The organism is Clostridium sp. MSJ-8, assembly GCF_018918325.1.
Classification (GTDB): Bacteria; Bacillota; Clostridia; order Clostridiales; family Clostridiaceae; genus Clostridium.
This window is the reverse complement of record NZ_JAHLQH010000013.1, coordinates 1-20,925: the sequence shown is the minus strand read 5'-3', so window position 1 is coordinate 20,925 and position 20,925 is coordinate 1. Positions and strand designations below refer to the sequence as shown.

General features: G+C 28.5%; 19 protein-coding genes, 1 pseudogene and 1 riboswitch. Of the genes and pseudogenes, 3 read left to right on the top strand and 17 right to left on the bottom strand.

All coding sequences use genetic code 11. The features are described 5' to 3' along the window. Window positions 1-26 precede the first annotated feature (26 nt). Window positions 27-896, top strand: a complete 870-nt coding sequence (locus tag KQI77_RS02205) for a methionyl aminopeptidase (RefSeq protein WP_216387917.1) — start codon at window positions 27-29, stop codon at window positions 894-896. A 110-nt stretch (window positions 897-1,006) separates the two neighbouring features. Here the strand turns inward: KQI77_RS02205 and KQI77_RS02200 are convergent, their stop codons facing one another. From KQI77_RS02200 to KQI77_RS02170, 7 genes and pseudogenes are all read right to left on the bottom strand, one after another. Further along, complete coding sequence (locus KQI77_RS02200; protein ID WP_216387914.1) at window positions 1,007-1,426, bottom strand: PaaI family thioesterase; 420 nt, start codon at window positions 1,424-1,426, stop codon at window positions 1,007-1,009. Between the two features lie 265 nt (window positions 1,427-1,691). Beyond that, a complete protein-coding gene (gene thiC / locus KQI77_RS02195; protein WP_216387912.1) occupies window positions 1,692-2,996 on the bottom strand; it encodes a phosphomethylpyrimidine synthase ThiC in 1,305 nt (434 codons plus the stop codon). Between the two features lie 54 nt (window positions 2,997-3,050). Next, window positions 3,051-3,161: riboswitch (TPP riboswitch) on the bottom strand. A 162-nt stretch (window positions 3,162-3,323) separates the two neighbouring features. Next, a pseudogene (gene deoC / locus KQI77_RS02190) lies at window positions 3,324-3,990 on the bottom strand (deoxyribose-phosphate aldolase). 70 nt (window positions 3,991-4,060) lie between these two features. Further along, on the bottom strand, window positions 4,061-4,876 hold the full coding sequence (locus tag KQI77_RS02185; RefSeq protein ID WP_216387909.1) for a TPM domain-containing protein: 816 nt from the start codon (window positions 4,874-4,876) through the stop codon (window positions 4,061-4,063). 1 nt (window position 4,877) lies between these two features. Continuing rightward, a complete protein-coding gene (locus KQI77_RS02180; protein WP_216387906.1) occupies window positions 4,878-5,861 on the bottom strand; it encodes a hypothetical protein in 984 nt (327 codons plus the stop codon). Between the two features lie 277 nt (window positions 5,862-6,138). Further along, a complete protein-coding gene (locus KQI77_RS02175; protein ID WP_216387903.1) occupies window positions 6,139-7,125 on the bottom strand; it encodes a hypothetical protein in 987 nt (328 codons plus the stop codon). Window positions 7,126-7,618: 493 nt separating this feature from the next. Beyond that, window positions 7,619-8,476: a D-alanyl-D-alanine carboxypeptidase family protein gene (locus tag KQI77_RS02170; RefSeq protein WP_216387900.1), complete on the bottom strand. Its 858-nt coding sequence runs from the start codon at window positions 8,474-8,476 to the stop codon at window positions 7,619-7,621. Window positions 8,477-9,065: 589 nt separating this feature from the next. On the opposite strand from KQI77_RS02170, the gene ytfJ reads away from it, so the two are divergent. After that, window positions 9,066-9,521, top strand: coding sequence for a GerW family sporulation protein (gene ytfJ / locus KQI77_RS02165; RefSeq protein ID WP_216387897.1), 456 nt, complete (start codon window positions 9,066-9,068; stop codon window positions 9,519-9,521). Window positions 9,522-9,573: 52 nt separating this feature from the next. Here the strand turns inward: ytfJ and scpB are convergent, their stop codons facing one another. The 9 genes from scpB to KQI77_RS02120 form a co-directional block, all read right to left on the bottom strand. Beyond that, complete coding sequence (scpB, locus tag KQI77_RS02160) at window positions 9,574-10,194, bottom strand: SMC-Scp complex subunit ScpB (RefSeq protein WP_216387894.1); 621 nt, start codon at window positions 10,192-10,194, stop codon at window positions 9,574-9,576. Beyond that, window positions 10,157-10,939, bottom strand: a complete 783-nt coding sequence (locus KQI77_RS02155) for a segregation/condensation protein A (RefSeq protein ID WP_216387891.1) — start codon at window positions 10,937-10,939, stop codon at window positions 10,157-10,159. Before KQI77_RS02155 ends, scpB begins: the two co-directional genes overlap by 38 nt. A 152-nt stretch (window positions 10,940-11,091) precedes the next feature. Further along, the gene (locus KQI77_RS02150; RefSeq protein WP_216388081.1) at window positions 11,092-12,264 is read right to left on the bottom strand and encodes a D-alanyl-D-alanine carboxypeptidase family protein; all 1,173 of its coding nucleotides are present in this window, start codon (window positions 12,262-12,264) and stop codon (window positions 11,092-11,094) included. A gap of 66 nt (window positions 12,265-12,330) precedes the next feature. Next, window positions 12,331-13,635 (bottom strand): pyrimidine-nucleoside phosphorylase, encoded by a 1,305-nt coding sequence (locus KQI77_RS02145; RefSeq protein WP_216387888.1) that lies wholly within the window; start codon window positions 13,633-13,635, stop codon window positions 12,331-12,333. A 79-nt stretch (window positions 13,636-13,714) separates the two neighbouring features. Beyond that, window positions 13,715-14,887 carry a phosphopentomutase gene (locus tag KQI77_RS02140; protein ID WP_216387885.1) on the bottom strand — a complete coding sequence of 391 codons (1,173 nt, stop codon included), beginning with the start codon at window positions 14,885-14,887 and terminating at the stop codon, window positions 13,715-13,717. A 46-nt stretch (window positions 14,888-14,933) separates the two neighbouring features. Then, a complete protein-coding gene (locus KQI77_RS02135) occupies window positions 14,934-15,812 on the bottom strand; it encodes a tyrosine-type recombinase/integrase (RefSeq protein WP_216387882.1) in 879 nt (292 codons plus the stop codon). A 106-nt stretch (window positions 15,813-15,918) separates the two neighbouring features. Next, complete coding sequence (gene spoIIM, locus KQI77_RS02130; RefSeq protein WP_216387879.1) at window positions 15,919-16,554, bottom strand: stage II sporulation protein M; 636 nt, start codon at window positions 16,552-16,554, stop codon at window positions 15,919-15,921. Between the two features lie 1,052 nt (window positions 16,555-17,606). Then, a complete protein-coding gene (locus tag KQI77_RS02125; RefSeq protein ID WP_216387876.1) occupies window positions 17,607-17,795 on the bottom strand; it encodes a hypothetical protein in 189 nt (62 codons plus the stop codon). Between the two features lie 344 nt (window positions 17,796-18,139). Beyond that, window positions 18,140-18,772, bottom strand: a complete 633-nt coding sequence (locus KQI77_RS02120; RefSeq protein ID WP_216387874.1) for an SMI1/KNR4 family protein — start codon at window positions 18,770-18,772, stop codon at window positions 18,140-18,142. Between the two features lie 197 nt (window positions 18,773-18,969). Between KQI77_RS02120 and KQI77_RS02115 the strand changes: the two genes are divergently transcribed. Beyond that, window positions 18,970-20,328, top strand: a complete 1,359-nt coding sequence (locus KQI77_RS02115) for an MATE family efflux transporter (RefSeq protein WP_216387871.1) — start codon at window positions 18,970-18,972, stop codon at window positions 20,326-20,328. Here KQI77_RS02115 and KQI77_RS02110 read toward each other — a convergent pair. Next, complete coding sequence (locus KQI77_RS02110) at window positions 20,303-20,482, bottom strand: hypothetical protein (protein ID WP_216387868.1); 180 nt, start codon at window positions 20,480-20,482, stop codon at window positions 20,303-20,305. The two genes, KQI77_RS02115 and KQI77_RS02110, sit on opposite strands and share 26 nt — an antisense overlap. Window positions 20,483-20,925: the final 443 nt, after the last annotated feature.

Genomic DNA, 20,925 nt, shown 5'->3' with positions numbered 1-20,925 from the left:
ATACTTGAAGGGAGATAATAATAAAAATGAATTTAGGTAGAAATGATGTCTGTTGGTGTGGCAGCGGTAAAAAATACAAGAAGTGCCACATGGCTTTTGACGAAAAATTAGAATCTTACAGATTAAAAGGATTTATGGTACCTGACCATAGCTATATAAAGACACCAGAACAAATAGAAGGTATAAAAGCAAGTGCAAAAATCAATACTGCTGTATTAGATTTAGTTGCACAAAATATAAAGGCAGGCATGTCAACTGCTGAAATTGATAAACTTGTACATGACTTTACTGTTTCTCAAGGAGCTATTCCAGCCCCACTTAACTATGAAGGCTTTCCAAAATCATGTTGCACATCTATAAATGATGAAGTCTGTCATGGTATTCCTGATGAAAACATAATACTTGAAGATGGAGACATTATTAATGTTGATGTTTCAACAATATATAACGGATATTTCTCTGATGCATCTAGAATGTTTGAAATAGGTAATGTGCACGAAGACCTACACAAGCTAGTTACAGTAACTAAAGAATGCTTAGATTTAGGATTAAAAGCTGCACAACCATATGCAACTCTTGGTGATATTGGAGCTGTAATAAATGAACATGCAACTAAAAATGGATACTCTATAGTAAGAGAATTTGGTGGTCATGGAGTCGGATTAGAATTCCACGAAGATCCATTTGTTGCTCATGTTGGAACTAAAGGCACTGGACTATTATTGGTTCCTGGAATGGTATTTACAATAGAACCAATGGTTAATATGGGAACTAAACATATATTTATAGATGAAGATAATGATTGGACTGCACTTACTGAAGATGGATATCCATCAGCTCAATGGGAATATACTGTTTTAATAACTGAAGATGGTCCTGAAGTACTTACTTACTAAAATAACATTGTGATAACAAAAGAACTACTTTAAAAGAAAAGTAGTTCTTTTGTTATATTGTGGTCTTTTCCATATAAATGTTGAAATACGTAATGTTATTATATGTAATCCTACTCCACCTTTTGAGGTAATACATACAAATTAAAAGTTCCATTATCTATTATATCACCATCGTCATTTGTAATTGTAATATTACAATATGAAATTGATTTACCATGTTTAATAACTTCAGCCTCACAATATAAATAATTAGTGTTAATAGCTGGTTTTAAATAATTCATATTACCACTTATAGTACATACATAATTACCATAACTACAAGAAGCAATTCCAGATATTACATCAGCAAATGAATATAAACAACCTCCATGAATATATCCATAAGGATTACATAATTTTTTGTCAAATTTCATTCTTCCCTTTGAATAGCCTTCTTTTACTTCAATTACTTCTATTCCAAGCATATTGCAATATTCATTTTCTTCTATTATTTTTTCTAGTAACTTCTCATATCTATTTTTTTCTTCCATTGTTTTCTCCCCACAGAATTACATTTATTATATTTAGAAATTCTTAACAATATTATAAATTTACGCAAACAGTTAATTTCTCATAATGCTTGCTGTCTTTTCCCTAAGAATGTTGATACTTTTTACAATAACTAGTATACATAATAATAGTCAAAAGCTCTATACCTATGCATCAACATTTTCATGGAAAAGACTAAAATATCTAAATAAATGTAAAATAAAAATTCACACAGAAAAATATAGCATAATTGCAAGCTTATTATAATTAAAGTATATCTATATATTCTCCATTTAATGCCTTATTCATACTTCTTACAGCACAGAATTTTCCACACATTGAACAAGTATCTTCATGTTCAGGTTTTCTATCATCTCTTATTTTTCGTGCAGTTTCAGGATCTAATGCACATTCCCACTGTGCTTCCCAATCAAGTTTTCTTCTTGCCTGAGCCATCTTATCATCAATATCTCTAGCACCTTTTATTCCCTTCGCAATATCTGCTGCATGAGCTGCGATTTTAGATGCAATTATTCCTTGCTTAACATCATCTACATTAGGTAATGCTAAATGTTCAGCAGGAGTTACATAACATAAAAATGCTGCTCCTGATGCTGCTGCTATTGCACCTCCAATTGCTGATGTAATATGATCATAACCTGGTGCTATATCAGTTACTAATGGTCCTAACACATAAAAAGGTGCACCTTGACATATTGTTTGTTGAATCTTCATATTAGCAGCTATTTGATCCATTGGCATATGACCAGGCCCTTCTACCATTACTTGTACATCTTTTGCCCAAGCTCTCTTAGTAAGCTCTCCTAACCTAACTAACTCTTCTATTTGACATACATCTGATGCATCTTTTAAACATCCTGGTCTACAAGCATCTCCTAATGATATAGTTACATCATATTCTCTACATATATCTAATATTTCATCATAATATTCATAGAATGGGTTTTCTTCTCCTGTCATACACATCCATGCAAAAACCAAAGAACCACCTCTTGAAACTATGTTCATCTCTCTTTTATGATTTTTAATTTGATCTATAGTTTTTCTTGTAATACCACAATGAAGAGTTACGAAATCCACACCATCTTCAGCATGCAATCTTACAACATCAATAAAATCTTTAGCTGTTAATGTACTTAAATCTCTTTGATAATGTATAACTGAATCATATACAGGTACAGTTCCTATCATTGCTTTACATTCTGATGTTAATTTTCTACGAAAAGGAATGGTATTACCATGAGATGATAAATCCATTATAGCTTCTGCTCCCATCTTTACAGCCTCATTAACCTTTTCCATCTCTATATCATAATCTTTGCAATCTTTTGAAATACCTAAATTAACATTTATCTTAGTTCTTAACATAGATCCTATTCCTTCTGGATCTATACATTTATGATTCTTGTTAGCACATATTACCACTTTTCCTTCTGCCACTAATTGTCTAAGTTCTTCCACATCAAAATTTTCTTTTTTAGCAACCTTTTTTAATTCTTCTGTAATTATTCCTTTTCTAGCAGCTTCCATCTGTGTTGAATAGTTTCGCATCTGTATCCCCTCCAAAAAATAATGCGGATATGCCTATAACATATCCGCAAATAATTAACTATTATATCTGTCGTCCTACGTTGGCATTATCCAAATCAGGTTATGGGTCGAAACAATACCAGTTTCCTCTCAGCCTACTTTAAATAAGCTCCCCTTTATTTTCATCTTTTTTTATCTCTATTATACTACTCAAAATATAAATTACAATAGTTTTTTACTCTATAAATGCCATTACAGAACACACGAAAAGTTTTAAATTCTGTAATAATGACTAAACAAAATCTAAAACTTCATAATCATCTTAAAAATTTTATTTCATAACTAATTTTAATAATCCGATACCTCTAGTCCCTTTATTATCTTAACTATGGAACTAGTTCCAAGTCTATCTGCACCTAAATTAATAAAATCTTCAGCCGTAGATAAATCCCTAACTCCACCTGCTGCTTTTATTTTGGTGTTATTATAGACATTTTCTTTAAATAATTCAATGTCTTCTCTAGTTGCACCTCCAGTGCTAAATCCTGTAGATGTTTTTATATAATCAGCATCTGAATCAGATACTATCTTGCACATTTGAATCTTTTCTTCTTGAGTTAATAAACAAGTTTCAATTATAACCTTAAGAATTTTACCATTACATGCATCTTTTATTTCATTTATCTCTTTTAATATATTAGTGTAATTCTTGTCTTTAAGATCCCCAATATTTATTACCATGTCTATTTCATCAGCACCATTTGAAACAGCATCACTAGCTTCAAAAACTTTTACTCTAGTAGTACTATATCCATTGGGGAATCCTATTACTGTACATATTTTAAGCTTTTCTCCAACATATTCTTTTGCTCTTTTTACAAAGCTTGCTGGTATACATACAGAAGCTACATTGTATTTTATTCCATCATCACACAATTCTCTTATATCTTCCCATGTAGTATCTACCTTGTAATAAAGTATGATCAACTCTACTTAAAATCTCTTCATTGTTCATAATTATATTTCCTCCTTAAAAATATGTTGTTCATTTAGGTTAGCAAATATACCTTTAATATTAAAATTGTTTAGTGGTGTCTTCCACCGCCCCCATGTGATGTTCCGCTACTAGATCTATGAGTTCCACCACTATGATGGCTACCACTAGATGAACTTTGAATTTTTCTTTTAGTTGTATTTGTCGATAAAAAACTATCCTCTTTTTCTTTCATATTTATTCCTAATCCCTTGGCATATGTGTTTTTCTCAGGTTTTATTTCATCACCTTTATTAATTAAGTTAACAACAAGAAATATTCCTGCAGAAATTAATGCAAACCAAAAAGCAACTCTAGTAGTAACATAAGAATCAAACCTTTTTGAATCTTGCATATCACGAGTTACACATTCAACATATGTTTTATAGCCTTCATAAGGACTTGTTTTAATACCATCACAAATTTCATCAAGTAACCTATCCATCTTTGAATTTGTATTATACCTTTTTATAACTTTTCCAGTTGTAGACACCCACATCTCCTCAGAATACCAATTATCAAGAAGTAATACTCCGTCTCCACATGGTTTATTATATCCAAATTTATTTTCATCATAATAGTCATCTGCATAGTTCATCATACTAGATATGTATTCATTAGTAGTTACTATAACAATATCACAACCTATTTTATTTTCATCTTTTTTTATTAAATCTCTTAATTTATTTTCTTCTTCGTCTGTCAATACATCCGCATAATCAAATACTCTTTCTTCAGTTAAACATTGAGTATTGGTTCTATTATATTTGCTAGTCTTTCTTATAATCTTTATTGCTGTTGTCAGTCCAAAAAACACAACAATAACAATTACAGCTATTATTACAAAGTTCTTAAATTTCTTATTCATCCTATAAAACCTCCAAGAAACTAATTATTGATACTAGTGCCAAAAATATCAAAGCAAAAACTAGTATTGTATACTTAATAGCTCTTGCTATACTTATTGGGACCTTACCTATTGCTTCACCTGTTTGTCCATTAACATAATAAGTATAATTTTTTCCTGCATATTTGTATGTGTATACCCATACTGGTAACAATGCAAAACTGTTTTTAAGTTCTATATTATTAATTTCTTTTTGCTCATTTTCAATTCTAGTGTACTCACTTGTTGTAGAGTTTATCCATTGATCTGTAAATAAATTTGCCTTCTTTTGTGCTAATGGCTGTAGTTCTTCTGCACTTTGATTATAAACTTCAGAATAAAATCCAGATAAAAATTTAGGATCAAAATCTATTAAATCAACATAATTAAATGGTTCTACTTCGTTCATTGTAATATTGTCCATATCATTTGAAGCATCTACTGGAACCTTTTCATAATTTACTTCAAAATTTCTATGAACCATATATTTTGTAGTTTCTGTATATTCATATCCTCCAGAATTCCAATGTTTAACCTTTACACCAATCCCCCTATAATTTACTTTAGTGTCATAATCATACAACCAATACGGCACATAAAAACCTTTAAAATTTTCTAAAGTTTTAGTAGCTAAAAAATCTGATGGAACAATAATTGCAGTTTTAAACTTGTTTTTTAAAATATCTCTAGCTTTCTCTTTAGATATAGTAAAAGGCAGTACTAGGTCTGGTTTATATTTTCCTGAAATCTTATTATCCATAATTACATAAGTATCACAATGATCACATTTTGTAGCAGATGTAAATTCTTTAACATTTATTTCAGCACCACAATTCACACAACATGTACAATTATCTTGATCTATTTCCTTTTGACTTTCTTCTCCTTCACAATATGGGCAGAACATAACTTGCTTTTCAGGACTATAAACAACATTTCCTCCACAATTTACACATTTAAAAATCATATTATTTCTCCTATCCATAAGCATATTTAATCATTTTTTCCATTAACTCTAGTATATTATAATATTTTTTTTACTTTTTTGCCATATTGACATAAAACTGTAATATTTCTAGCTTATACTTAAGATAATCTCTCTTTTAATATTATTATTTGTATTACAAAAAAAGGTCAAGGATTAATTATTTTCCTTGACCTTTTTTATTTCTATAGGGAATTAACATTATATTTATAAACTATATATACTTAAAAATCACTAACAAACATTATATTTTAGTCTTTTATCTTCCCCATGCTCTGTGTAGCATTGAACTTATTTGGTTTATTGATGAACTAGATATATTATTGTATATTCTACCAACATATTCATAACTTCTTGGATTATTTGCTGCAAGAGTTCCACTATTTAATAAATATTGGCTAAAGCACTCTGCGAAATATTCTCTTATATCAGATGTATAATAATTATAATTACCAGAATAACGTGGAGCTAAATTCAATCTTTCACTATTATATATATCTTGAAACTCAGTTGCACTACTTGCATTATATCCTAATAAATCAACGAAATGTCCTAATTCATGAGATACAACATAAGTTAAATCCATTGAAGTACTATTATCAACATATATATATCCTCTACTACTACTAAATAATCCTGCCCAACCTTGTCCATAATTTCCTATTTCAAGTTTGAATCCTATAGTATCGAAAGCATTTTGTAATTTACCTGGCATACTAGAAAAAACATTATTTAAATAAGTTGCTCTATCCACTGAAACATTACCATTAATATTAACACGTCCTACTGATGTAGGTGCTGCTGCTTGTTGCTGTTGTTGTGCAGCTTGTTGAGCTTGTTGTTGTTGAACTGCTTGTTGCTGCTGAGCTACTTGTTGAGCTTGTTGTTGCTGAGCTGCTGCTTGTTGTTGTGCTACCTGTTGTTGTTGTGCTACTTGTTCTTTAGTAGCTTGTTGTGATTCAGCAGCTTTATTAGCCTCTGCCTTATTTTCTGATTCATCTTTTTTAGTTTCTTCCTTTTTCTCTGCGTCTTTTTCTTTTGAAGCATCTTTTTTATCTGTAGATTTTTCTTTAGATTCTTTTGCTTTATCATTAGTTGCTGCAGAGCTAGCAACATATTTAGGTGAATTATCATCACTATAATATGACTTGTATTCTAATCCAATAATGCTAACTGCTAGAAATATAACTACGCCTGTAAGTATTAAATCAATAACTTTTCTTTTTGTAACTATTTTACCTTTCATATGTACCACACTCTCCTTACTTAAATTTTTATGTTTGTTTTATGTATCTTCTTGATACTTTTATGATACCACCTAAAAATGCTAATTTCAGTTAACATACAGTAAACATTAGCACTAATTCGTAAACATTTATAAACGGCTTGAACACTGGGTTTTCGTGTACTTTTATAGACTGTTTTTTTTTAGTTTACATCTTTTTAAACAAGCAATTAAATTACATGTTTTTAGATAATATTTTCTTAATAATCGACACATCACTGACACACTTTTCATGTAATATAAAAATATGAAGTTATTCATTATATAGTCTTAAGATTTTCATTTTTATGTTTTGTTATTGATTATCTTAGACTTTTACTCCTCAATAACCTAAATAAAAAGACCTATCTAACATTAATAATTTAGAGAGGTCTTTTTATTTTATAGTAAAAGAGCACCTAATTATTTAGATGCTCTTTTGCTATAAGAAATAATCCTTCATAGTTAATTGCAATCAGCAATACTGACTTTCATTCATTTGAAAAGCTACAGTTTCTATTATATGATTGTATATACTCTCCGTTACATTCCATCTATCATAACAATTCAATACTACTATTATTATATCTCTACCATTCTTATTAACAGATGAAACCAAACATTTGCCAGCTTGCCCTGTATATCCAGTTTTTACACCATTTGCATTAGGGATTTTATATAAGATTTTGTTAATATTAGAATAATCTCTTGTAAATCCATATTTATCCCTAGATATTTCCTTAGTACCTACTATTTCTCTAAATATTTTATTCTTCATACATGTTTTAGTTAACATTGCCAAATCATAAGCTGTAGAATAATGGTTCTGAGAATCTAAGCCATGAGGAGATTCAAAATGTGAATCTATGATACCTAATGATTTTGCATAATGATTCATTAGGTTTGAAAATTCTTCAATAGATCCTGATATATTTTCAGCAATTGTTATAGCTGCATCATTACCAGATCTATACATTAATCCATATAATAATTCTCTCACTGTAACCTTTTCCCCTTCACTATAGCCCACCTTAGAACCTCTAACTGCAGTTGCATTCTTGGTAACTGTAAATATTGTATCTAAATCCTCTCGTTCTATTGCGATATAAGCTGTAAGTATCTTAGTAGTACTAGCCATAGGAACTAACTCATATCCATTTTGCTCAAATAGTACTTCTCCTGTTTCTCCATCTATTGCTATTGCACTTCTTGCATCGACCCTTATATCGTTATTGGTTACTTTATTAATTTCTGAAGCTTGGGTAACTCCGAAAGTTATACTAGTTAAAATACTACATAATAAAAATATATTGATAAATCTTTTTAATTTCATATATTTCACCTTCTATTTTTTATCTAATTTATTTTGTAATTGTATTATTTTTATGACTTATGGCAATAATCATTATTGTTAGAAAACAATGAATGGAGGTTTCCTATGAAGTGTATTTTAATAATTATATTGATTTTTTTATTCCCCATTCCACTTATAACTAGTATTTACTTTTCTCCTGAAAATTATTATATTAAATTATTTAATTTTAAAATTAATATAAATAAATCACCTAAAAAAAAGAAAATTACTAAGAAAAAAATTCCTTATTTAAAGCTAATATATTCTATAGATAATTTAAAATTTAAACCTATTATATTAATAAAAGGTTCTTTAGCCTATTCATTAAAAGATCCCGCAATAGATGCAATTATGTATGGCTGTCTATATTCTTTTATACCTTTTATAGATAGAATCTTTAAAATATTATTTCACATTATGAAAAAAGAGATTTCTATTAAACCTTTGTACAGAGATAACTTAATAATTAATTTAAAATTACGATGTATAATTTTTGTTTCTCTTGGGCAAATTATATATATGATATGTGTTTTATTCAATACATTTATTAATTATGAGGAGGCTATATATGACAATTGATAATCCTATGAATGATTTACTTAATAACTCAATGGAAAAAATCAAAAGTATGGTAGATGCTAATACAATAATTGGAGATACAGTTAGAACTGATGATGGAACATTAATAATTCCTATATCAAAAGTCAGCTTAGGTTTTGCATCTGGCGGAAGTGAGTTTCCTAGCGAACATAACTTAAAAGACTTAAAATACCCTTTTGGAGGTGGTTGTGGAGCTGGTATTTCTGTCAAGCCAGTAGCATTTTTAGTTATTCATAATGATAGTGTTAAATTATTACCTGTGGAGTTTGATGGAACCTATGACAAGCTTTTTGAATCTATACCTAACTTTATTGAAACAATAAAAAACACTATTTCAAAATTCTCAGATAAATCATCTGAGAAAAATAAAACAAATTCATCAACTATGGATAGCACTGATAATTCTATCAACTTAAAAAAGTAAGTCTATTTCTAGCCTTACTTTTTTCATTAACAACTATATCTATAATTTACTTTTACTCATCATCTTCATCGTACTCATTAAGTTCATCTTTTATGTCAGTTTCAGATACTGCAAAAAGGTCAAGAGATGGTAATTCTTTAAGGTCTTGTAACCCAAATTGCCTCAAGAAATTTTCAGTTGTACCATATAGTATAGGTCTCCCTGGAACTTCTAGTCTACCTACTTCTCTTATAAGCTCTTTTTCTATAAGCCTCTGAATAGCACTATCTGATTTAACTCCTCTTATTTCATCTATATCAACTCTTGTTATTGGTTGCTTATAAGCTACTATTGCAAGACTCTCTAGAGATGCTTGTGATAGAGATTGTCTCTTATTCTTCTTAAGTAACTTTTGTATATATTCAGAATGTTCGGCTTTTGTAACTAATTGATAATTTCCATTAATAGATATTAGTTTTATTCCTCTATTTTCAACTTCATATTCTAACATCATTTCTGCTAGAACTTCTTCAATATATTTAGGTGTTTCTTCTAAGTTAACTGCAATATCTCTTAGAGATAAAGGCTCTCCACTAACAAATAGCATTGCTTCTATTATAGGTTTTAATTTTTCTTTTTTTGAAGCACCTTTAAATTCAAATTGTCCCACTTCTATCTCCTGATCCTTCTTCATGTTTTTCCTCCAACTTTTCTATAAGTATCTCTCCAAAACTATCATTTTGATATACTTTAACCACTTTTTGTTTAATCATTTCTAAAAGTGCTAAAAATGTTACAACACATTCTATTTTACATTCACATTCACTAATTATATCTGAAAATTCACATACATGTCCAACTTCTAACTTACTAGATAAGTAATCGAATTTATCTTCTATTTTATATTTATCTACATAAATTTTCTTTTGTATAACATTAGCTTTATTTTGTTTATTTAAATACACTTCTAATAAGTTATTATACATATTGTATAAATCTATTAACGTTACATTTAATAACAAATCTTCATTAGATTCTTTTGTCTTTACCTCTTCTATTATCTCAGGTTTCTTAGTATAAATGTCACCTGCTGCAACATACTTATCCTTAAAAAATGATGTTGCTTCTTTTATCTTTTTATATAAAATAAGCTTTTCAATAAGCTTCTTCTCTATATCTTCTTCATCTTCCTCTTCCTCTACTTTAGGTTTAGGCAATAGTGTTTTTGATTTAATCTCTATAAGTGTTGCAGCTACTACAATGAATTCTGATGTGACTTCTAGGTCCATTTCTTTCATCCTATCCAAGTATTCTAAATACTGACTAGTAACTTTGTATATCTCAACATTATATATATCCATTTTATTTTTACGAATTAAATGCAATAATAAATCAAAAGGTCCTTCAAAATCTGCAACCTTTATCTTCGGAAATTCCATATATTCCACCTCTAATTATAACAATTCTACACCATTATATCATAACTCCTAACTTCACAAAACAAAAATAAATAAGAATTGAAATTATACTTTACAACACATTAAAAAGAGTTGCAGTATTATAATAAATATATACTACAACTCTATTATCTCTAATCAAAAATATGTTTAATATTATATTTTATACTTTCTAACATTCCGCCCTTTTCTATATCTCTGTCACTATATATCACTACTTCTCCTACTTTTTCTTTACCTAAATATACTTCACATTTACCAACAGTATCACCTTTTTTATAACTATCTTTTATCTCCTTAATAACTATCTTCTTATTAAACTCGCCATCAGCACCTTTCGGAATAACTACATCTAGATTCTCTTTTGCTTTAGCTATAAAGTATCTATCAGTCTTCTCACCCATATAAACTTTATCTACTTGTTCATCCTTTTTAACTAAAGTCTTACCTTGGAATTTCGAGAAACCATAGTTCATAAGAATACCTGCATCTCTATTCCTTATCTTGTATGTAGGAGCACCCATAATAACTGCTAGCATTCTTACTCCATCACGTTTTGCTGTTGCCGATATACAATATTTTGCTTCATTAGTAAAGCCAGTCTTAAGGCCGTCACATCCTTCAAAGAATCTTACTAATTTATTGTGATTGACTAATTCAATAGGTTCTTTTCTGCCTTCAGATATTGTTTCCATATACGTTCCAGAATATTTTAAAATAGTTGGATGTCTTAATAACTCTTGAGACATAATAGCTATATCTCTTGCAGTTGATACATGCCCTTCTGCAGGCAATCCGTTGCAATTCTTAAATGTAGTATTCTTCATTCCAAGCTCCTTGGCACGTTTATTCATCATAACTACAAAATCGCCTTCAGTGCCTCCTAAATATTCAGCTATAGCTACTGCAGCATCATTACCTGATGCAATAGCAACTCCTTTAAGTAAGTCCTCCATAGTTCTAACTTCACCTGTGTCTAAAAGCATAGTGCTTCCACCCATATTCTTAGCATTCTCACTACAGGTTACCTTATCTTGTAATGTTATCTTACCACTATCTACAGCTTCCATTGCTAACAACATAGTCATGACCTTAGTAACAGATGCTGGTGCAAACTGTTCATCAATATTCTTCTCATATATAATCTTCCCTGAAATAGGTTCCATTAATAACGCTGATCTTGCTTCAATATTGTCAACTGTACCTGCCTTATCTTCTGCATAAACACTTAGAGCAGGCATAGATACAAAGAATACTAATAACAACAATAAAGTCATCGATATCATCTGTTTCTTAAATCTAATCATCATCTTCAGCTCCCTTCAGAGTTATTATTTACAAATAACCCTGAAAGTATTCACCAAATAAATTATTTATTTTATTATTTTATATATAAGAGGAATATCATTATTGAATTTTTCTGATATGTCTATATTTTGTAATAGATCATTAGTAGCTTCTTTAACTTTATCTATATCATTTGCATGAATTGTAGCTAATACATCCCCACATTCTACCTTATCTCCTCTTTTTTTAGATAATACTATTCCTACAGATAAATCTATTATGCTATCCTTAGTTGCTCTACCTGCACCTAACTTCATAGCAATAATTCCTAATGCTTCTGCATGAATTTTATTAATATATCCAGACTTTTTAGCCTTTACTTCAACTATATATTTTGCTTTTTTGAAATTATTAGTATCATCTATTAAAGATGTATCTCCTCCTTGAGCTGCTACAAATTCTTTTAATTTTTCTAATGCTTTACCATTTTCTAAGTTTTCTTGTAATAATCTTCTTCCTTCTTCCACACTAGAAACAACATGGGATAACAATAGCATATTACTACCTAGTACCATACATAATTCATATAAATCTTTAGGCCCATTACCTTTTAATGTTTCTATAGCCTCTATCAATTCTAATGAATTTCCTATAGCATATCCTAAAGGTTGATCCATATCAGAAATAACTGCAATAGTATCTCTATTAACACTCTTTCCTATATTAACCATCTCTTCTGCTAAAGCTGTAGCATCTTCTATGTTTTTCATAAAAGCTCCATCTCCAACCTTAACATCTAATACAATTGCATCTGCACCTGATGCAATTTTTTTGCTCATTATACTTGATGCAATTAAAGACATATTCTCTACAGTTCCAGTAACATCTCGCAAAGCATATATCTTCTTATCAGCTGGTGCTAAATGTCCACTCTGTGAAGCTAATGCTATTCCGATATCATTTACATTTTTTATGAATTGTTCTTTAGGAATTTCTACAGAGAAGCCTTCAAATGCTTCTAACTTATCTATAGTTCCTCCTGTATGGCCTAAGCCTCTTCCAGACATCTTGGCAACAGGGGCACCACATGCAGCCACCATAGGTGCAAGAAGTATAGTTGTTTTATCTCCTACTCCACCAGTGGAATGCTTATCAACCTTTATGCCTTTTATATCTGCTAGTGATAATTTTTCTCCTGAATTAACCATAGACATAGTCAAATCAGCTGTTTCTCTTGCATTCATCTTATTAAAATATATTGCCATAAGCAATGCTGATACTTGATAATCAGGTATTTCTCCCTTGGTAAAACCTTGAACAAAGAAATCTATTTCTTGTGTACTTAATTCTAATCCTTTTCTCTTCTTTAATATAATATCGATCATTCTCATAAATTCACACCATTAGCTATATTTTACCTACAAAACATTATTATTTAATAGGAATAGCTTTTTCCTTTCGTATATATTATTATTTTATCTCTGACAAGAATGATGTTCCATTCTCTAATTCATTATCTATTTCTAAATAATCTAAAATAGTTTTTCCTATATCACTAAAAGTATCTCTAATTCCTAAAGAAACACTTTTGATATTTGTTCCATAAACCAAAATAGGAATATACTCCCTTGAATGATCTGTACTTGCTGTTGTTGGATCGCATCCATGATCTGCTGTTATTATAAGCATATCTTCTTCTTTTAAGTTATCAATAATTTCAGGAAGTCTCCTATCAAAATCTTCTAATGCTTTTTTATAACCTTCTGGATCATTTCTATGTCCGTAAAGCATATCAAAATCAACTAAATTAGTAAATATAAGTCCATTATCTATATTATTCATATATTCAATTGTTTTATCTACACCATCCATATTATCTTTTATATGAATAGCTTCTGTAACACCTTTTTTGTTAAAAATATCTTCTATTTTTCCAACACATGCTACATGCTTATTATCTTCACTTATATATTCTAATATAGTTTTTCCAAATGGGTCTAAAGCATAATCTCTTCTATTCGCAGTTCTCTTGAACTTACCATTCTCTGTTATAAATGGTCTAGCAATAACTCGCCCTACAGTTCTATCTCCTACTAGAAGCTCTCTAGCGGCCTTGCACATATTATATAAATCGTCTAACTTTATTACTTCCTCATGAGCTGCTATCTGAAAAACACTATCTGCAGAAGTGTATATTATAGGATATCCTGTCTTTATATGTTCTTCTCCTAATTCTTCTATTATTTTAGTTCCTGAAGCTACTTTATTACCTAATATTCCTGCTACATTAGCTCGTTTCTTAAAATCTACTATTATATCTTCTGGAAATCCATTTGGATAAGTAGTAAGCGGAGTCTTTAGTACTACTCCCGATATCTCCCAATGACCTGTTACTGTATCTTTTCCTTTAGATAATTCTTTAGCCTTTCCATAAGAAGCTTTAGGAGATGTTGTATGTCCTAATATCTCTCCACCTTCTATATTACCTAAACCAAGAGAAATAAGATTTGGTATATCCATACCACCACAAACCTTATATATATTCCCTAAGGTATTACTTCCTTCATCTCCATATTGTTTTGCATCTGGCATTTCACCAATTCCAACACTATCTAAAACTATTAAAATACATCTTTTACTCATCTAAATTATCTCCTTTCATCTTCAATTTTGTTTATAAATTATAAATTTATGCTCTTGGATGAGTTTTTCTATAAATTAAATTTATTTTATCACTATTAATTATTTCGTAGTAAGTATCCATATAAGTTAATACCTGATTACCTAATAATTTTTGTACTGCCCTAACATTTGCACCATTTTGCAACATATGAACTGCAAAAGAGTGTCTAAAAGTGTTTAGGTTTACATCTTTACTAATACCAGCTTTATGAGAATATTCTTTTACAATTCGCCATATTCCTTGCCTTGTTAGTTTATTACCGTTTAGATTTACAAATAAATTATCCACACCAATTTCTGCAAGTGTACTTCTTATAGATAAGTATTCTTCAATAGCCCTACATGCACTTCTACCAATTGGAATAAGCCTCTCATAATGTTTATTATCTGTACATCTTACAAATGATAAATCAAAGTTCACGTCTGAAACCTTAAGATTTATAAGTTCTGATACTTTCATACCAGTTGCATACATAAGTTCAAGAAGAGCTGTATCCCTTATTCCCTTAGCTCCATCTTTATCTACTGACTTTATAATCTTATCAACTTCTTCTATTGTTAAAATCTCTGGTAACTTTTTCTCTAATCTATTACTCTTATAAGTAATCTTAGGAATCTCTTTAATAATTTCTTTACTCTTTAAGAAACCATAAAAACTTCTTAAGCTAATTACAATTCTATTAATAGATCTCTCTGATTTACCTTCATCTAATAAATGTTGAATATAAGACATTATTGCCACATTATCGCTTCTATATAAATCCATTTCTTTTGCCATCACATACTTGTAATATAGGTTAACATCTGTTACATAAGCATAAACTGTATTCTCACTCTTGTCATTGCGTAACAAGTAATCTCTATAATTATTAATTATCTCTACCATATTTCTCTCTCCTAGTCATTAATTATTAGATATATTTATAAAATTTTTCTTCCTCAAAGTGTCTCTATAAGATGTCTATATCTTATTAATCAGTAGAGCTCATATTCTATATATAAAACTTAGTGACAATTAATCTTATTATACTGGGTGAAATATATGTTTCAAATAAAATTCCCACTACTAATAAACATAATGTTAAAAAATATACTCCTCCTCTCTCTCTTATAAATTCTATTCTATAATTATTCTGATTCTTCTGTATCTTATTCTTAACTATACCTAATGATATATTTAATCCAAGTACACTAAGGATAATTATACAAGGAATATATATAAGATTCTGAGGTATAATTGAAACAATAGCCATAAGTAAACCTCTGCCTTCAAAACTGTTAAAAATAAATGCAAAAGTATATCCTATTACAAATCCTTTTATCAAATCAATAAACAATATAATAGGACTACCTAGAAAAGTAAAACTAATAAGCACAATAGGTATTATTAACAATAAATTCTTTTTTAATACACTCAGTAGTAATTTACCATAACTAATTTTTTTTTCGCATACAGAAGAAACAAAAGTACTAAAATAAGAAGTAACATCCTTTCTGTCTACTTCATTCATATACATAACAGTATATACTCCTATAACTACTCCTATGCAAAAAAATAACAATACTAACATATAAAATATTTTATGTTCCTTAAATGCTTCACTAAACTTTTTTAAAGCATTTCTCACATTACCTCCCCCTTTTTAGTTGCTATAGATTATAATATGTGATAAATATTTTTATTATGCTTAAGTACCTAAGGAATAATATGTTTATATTAATATATTATATTATGTATTCTCAATATATTCATGAACATATTATTAATAAACGAGTACCCAACCACTAATCTTGCTATTAATTTTCTTTCTTAACTCTGATAAGCCATTTATATTTTAATTACTTATAAGTTATGCTACTTTTTGCTAGATTTATATTTAATATAATTTTCTGTAAGTCAAAAAAACTGCCTCTTAGATACAATCTAAAAGACAGTTTCTTTAAACAGGAAATTTTCACTTTCACAAACAATTTAGGAAGTTGATATTGTGTAAATTGATGTAATATCTATAATTGATGTAATATATCATAATTTTATTTGAGGTTGCTAGTTATTTAAAATTATAATTAATATCTTAATAATAAGTTTGTGAAATTTTTACTTGAGAACTATTCTCAAGTATTATAATACATATTTTTGTATCTTTTGTCAACACCTAATTGAAATTAATTATCATTTTTCTCCCTATTATTGTTATATTCCTTTTCTAAGTAATATCTATATTACAAAATGTTATTTACCTCTTAAAAATTATACTATCAACTTCCTATAAGCAAAAGAAACTGCCTCTTAGATACAATCTAAAAGACAGTCTCTTTAAACAGGAAATTTTCACTTTTCACAAACAATTTAGGAAGTTGATATTTGGTTAATTTGATGTAATATCATAATTTTATTTGAGGTTGCTAGTTATTTAAAATTATAATTAATATCCTTAATATCTATAATCAGAAGTTTGTGAAATTTTTTACTTGATAACTATTCTCAAGTATTATAATACATATTATTTCCTACTTTGTCAACACTTAATTGAAAATAATTTTCAATTAAGTGTTTTTTCTTATATTCCTTATAAAATCATTAAAGCAATTCTGAAACTTTAGATTTTGCCTAGCTATTTTATCTAATGTACTATAAAGCAAAAAAGAAGCACTTATTTAAGTGCTTCTAATATCTTACTCATATTTTGCTAAAAATGAAAATTCCACTAAGTACAATTAATATGGCTGAGATAATTAACATCTTTTTTGCAAAATATATATGTTTAACTTCTATTGATACTATGTTATCTTTCTTATTGTATTGTTTCTTTTTCTTGTTGTAATTTTTTTCATATATAGAATCATTATTCTTACTTAACAATGTCATCTTAATCACCCCATCCTTTCATATGTATTAAACCTCAAATATCTTATTACATCTACGTTTTCTATAGCTTTATTATACAAAACAGTTGTTACAATTTTATGTCCTTAGTTGTAAGATTTTTTTAAAACCAAGTTTATTTGTTATTGTAAACAGTTTACACATTTAAAAATCCTTCTAACGCCCTATATATCTTACTTTATAAGTATTTCTAATTATAGTATTCATTTAAAAATTAAAACAAAGTATGAATTCAAGCCTTATATATAGTGTATTTTCGATAATATTTTATAGATTTTAAACTTGTTAGCCTTATATATTCTAGCATTATCTATAACCGATTAAAGCTAACAAGTACATACTAAAAAATCTACATTTTCCATATGCCCCAATATTTCTATTTTATCTCGTATACTTTTTCTATCTTTATTAACAAACATTCTTCTATGTTCTTCAGATATATATTGTAAATGTAATTCAAAACTCTTTAAATCAATTGGTTGATCCCATTCTAATGCTGCCAAAGCCAATTGTAAGAAAATAAATTCTTCATAATCCTTTGCATATATCTTCATATTACCTGTATCATGTTCATATACAACTATAGGAACTTCTACTTTTCCTTCAGTAAACATAAAACAGAAAATATCTCCTCCACCTTCTGTCCCAAATGGTATAAATCTATATGTAGGATTTATTTTACACAATCCATTAGAATAATCATCATCATAGTTTAATAAATCTTCAAAATATTCAATTTCATCATTTATATCGCAAAATGGTAAAGGTTCATATTCTGCCGTAATATTGTAAAAGAATGCTTCTGGGCTATTTTTTAAACTCTCTTTATTATTTTCTATCCATTCATCTGAATGTTTTAAATAATCCATTACACCTTTATCATAAATTTTATGAAATAATTCTGGAAATTTTATTTTAAGATTTTCTTCAACTTGTTCTAACGTATATACATTTTCCATAAGTCATCCCTCACTTCTTATATAATCCCTTGTTTAAATTTATTATATAAAGTCAAGGTGTATATTACATTAACTCAAAGTAAACATTCCCTTAACTTTACCATTAATACTGCTTATTACCTTGTTTTCTTGACCATAAATATTATAAATAATATAATTTATATCGTAATTAAAATATATAGAAAGGATATTTACATATGACACAAGATAAAGATTTTTTAGGAAAAGATCCAATAAAAAAACTTCTATTTAGACTAGCTATTCCAACATTAACAGCTCAAATTATAAATATGTTATATAACATAATAGATCGTATATATATAGGCCACATAAAAGAAATTGGTTCTCTTGCATTAACAGGTGTAGGAATTTGTCTTCCAATAATTATGATAGTATCAGCTTTTGCAGCATTAATTGGTAGTGGTGGTGGTCCACGTGCCTCTATATTTATGGGAAAAAATGATATACAAAGTGCCGAAAAGACTTTAGGTAATTGTTTTACTCTTCAAATTATAATATCTATTATACTTACTGCAATTTTATTAATATTTAATAGAGATATGTTACTTATATTTGGTGGCAGTAAAAATACCATAGATTATGCTACTAATTATATGAATATATATGCAATTGGTACTATATTTGTGCAACTAACTTTAGGAATGAATATGTTTATAACAGCTCAAGGATTTGCCAAAACTGGTATGTTATCTGTCCTAATAGGAGCAATATGTAATATAATTTTAGATCCAATATTTATATTTATTTTTGATATGGGTGTCCAAGGTGCTGCACTAGCAACTATAGTATCTCAAGCAATTTCATGTATTTGGATTCTTACTTTCCTATTTGGCCAAAAAACATTTATAAAAATAAAATTAACCAACTTAAAATTAGAAAGCAAAATAATATTGCCTTGTTTAGCTCTTGGTGTATCAACATTTGTAATGCAAGCTAGTGAAAGTATAATATCTGTATGCTTCAATTCATCTTTGTTAAAATATGGTGGAGATATTGCAGTAGGAGCAATGACTATATTAACTAGTGTTATGCAATTTGCAATGTTGCCATTACAAGGTTTAGGTCAAGGTGCACAACCTATTATAAGCTATAATTATGGTGCGAAGAATGCAGGTCGTGTTAAGGAAACTTTTAAACTTCTTCTAAAAGCAAATTTAACATTTTCAATAATATTATGGGCTCTAGTAATGTTATTCCCTCAAATATTTGTTAAAATGTTTACTTCAGATATTACACTTATTACTTTTGCGCAAAAAGCATTACGTATATATATGGCTTCAATTTTCTTATTTGGAATTCAAATAGCTTGTCAAATGACATTTACCTCAATAGGCTACGCTAAAGCTTCTATCATTGTAGCAATTATGAGAAAGTTTGTTTTATTACTACCACTTATTTTTATATTGCCACATATTTATACAAGTAATCAAACATATGCGGTATATTTAGCTGAGCCTATTGCTGATTTCTTAGCTGTTACATTTACTATATTTTTATTTAAATCACAATTTAAAAAAGCCCTTTCGCATTGCTAAAGGGCTTATCATTATACTCTTTATTTATTACTTTTCTTAAAGTGTGTTCAAGTTCACTTCTATTTTTATGATCTCCTAAAACACATTTAAACTGTATTTTATTTACCCAACCTATTAATATTTCCTTTCCATCATCAGAATATCTAAATTTCAAATCTCTTCCTCTAGTCATTAATGGAAATGTTCTTTTATAATTGATTGCATTTCTCTCGCCTTTTGCTAAACCATTTTTTAAAGAAGCACTAAAATCTTTTTTAACTTTTTGAGTAATTTAATTTTCCTTACTGTTATCACTAGAATAACCGTTACTGAAAACTTATAAAAATCTATAAAAAATTATAAAATCTTATGTTTCATTCCTTTTTCAATGTATCTGCTTTGATAATAGAAAATTCTATTACTACTCACATTTGATATAATACTAGCTTAAAAGCTAAAAGTGATTCACACAAAATCTAAGATTTTGGTTCTCTACTTTTCCAAAGGCGTAAATTCCCGACTAACGTATCGGTACATATCAATAGTATCGTTTAGATGATTAAGCTATTGATTTACCATAGTTGTATAAATTTATACTTGCATTTTTATCTCTATCAA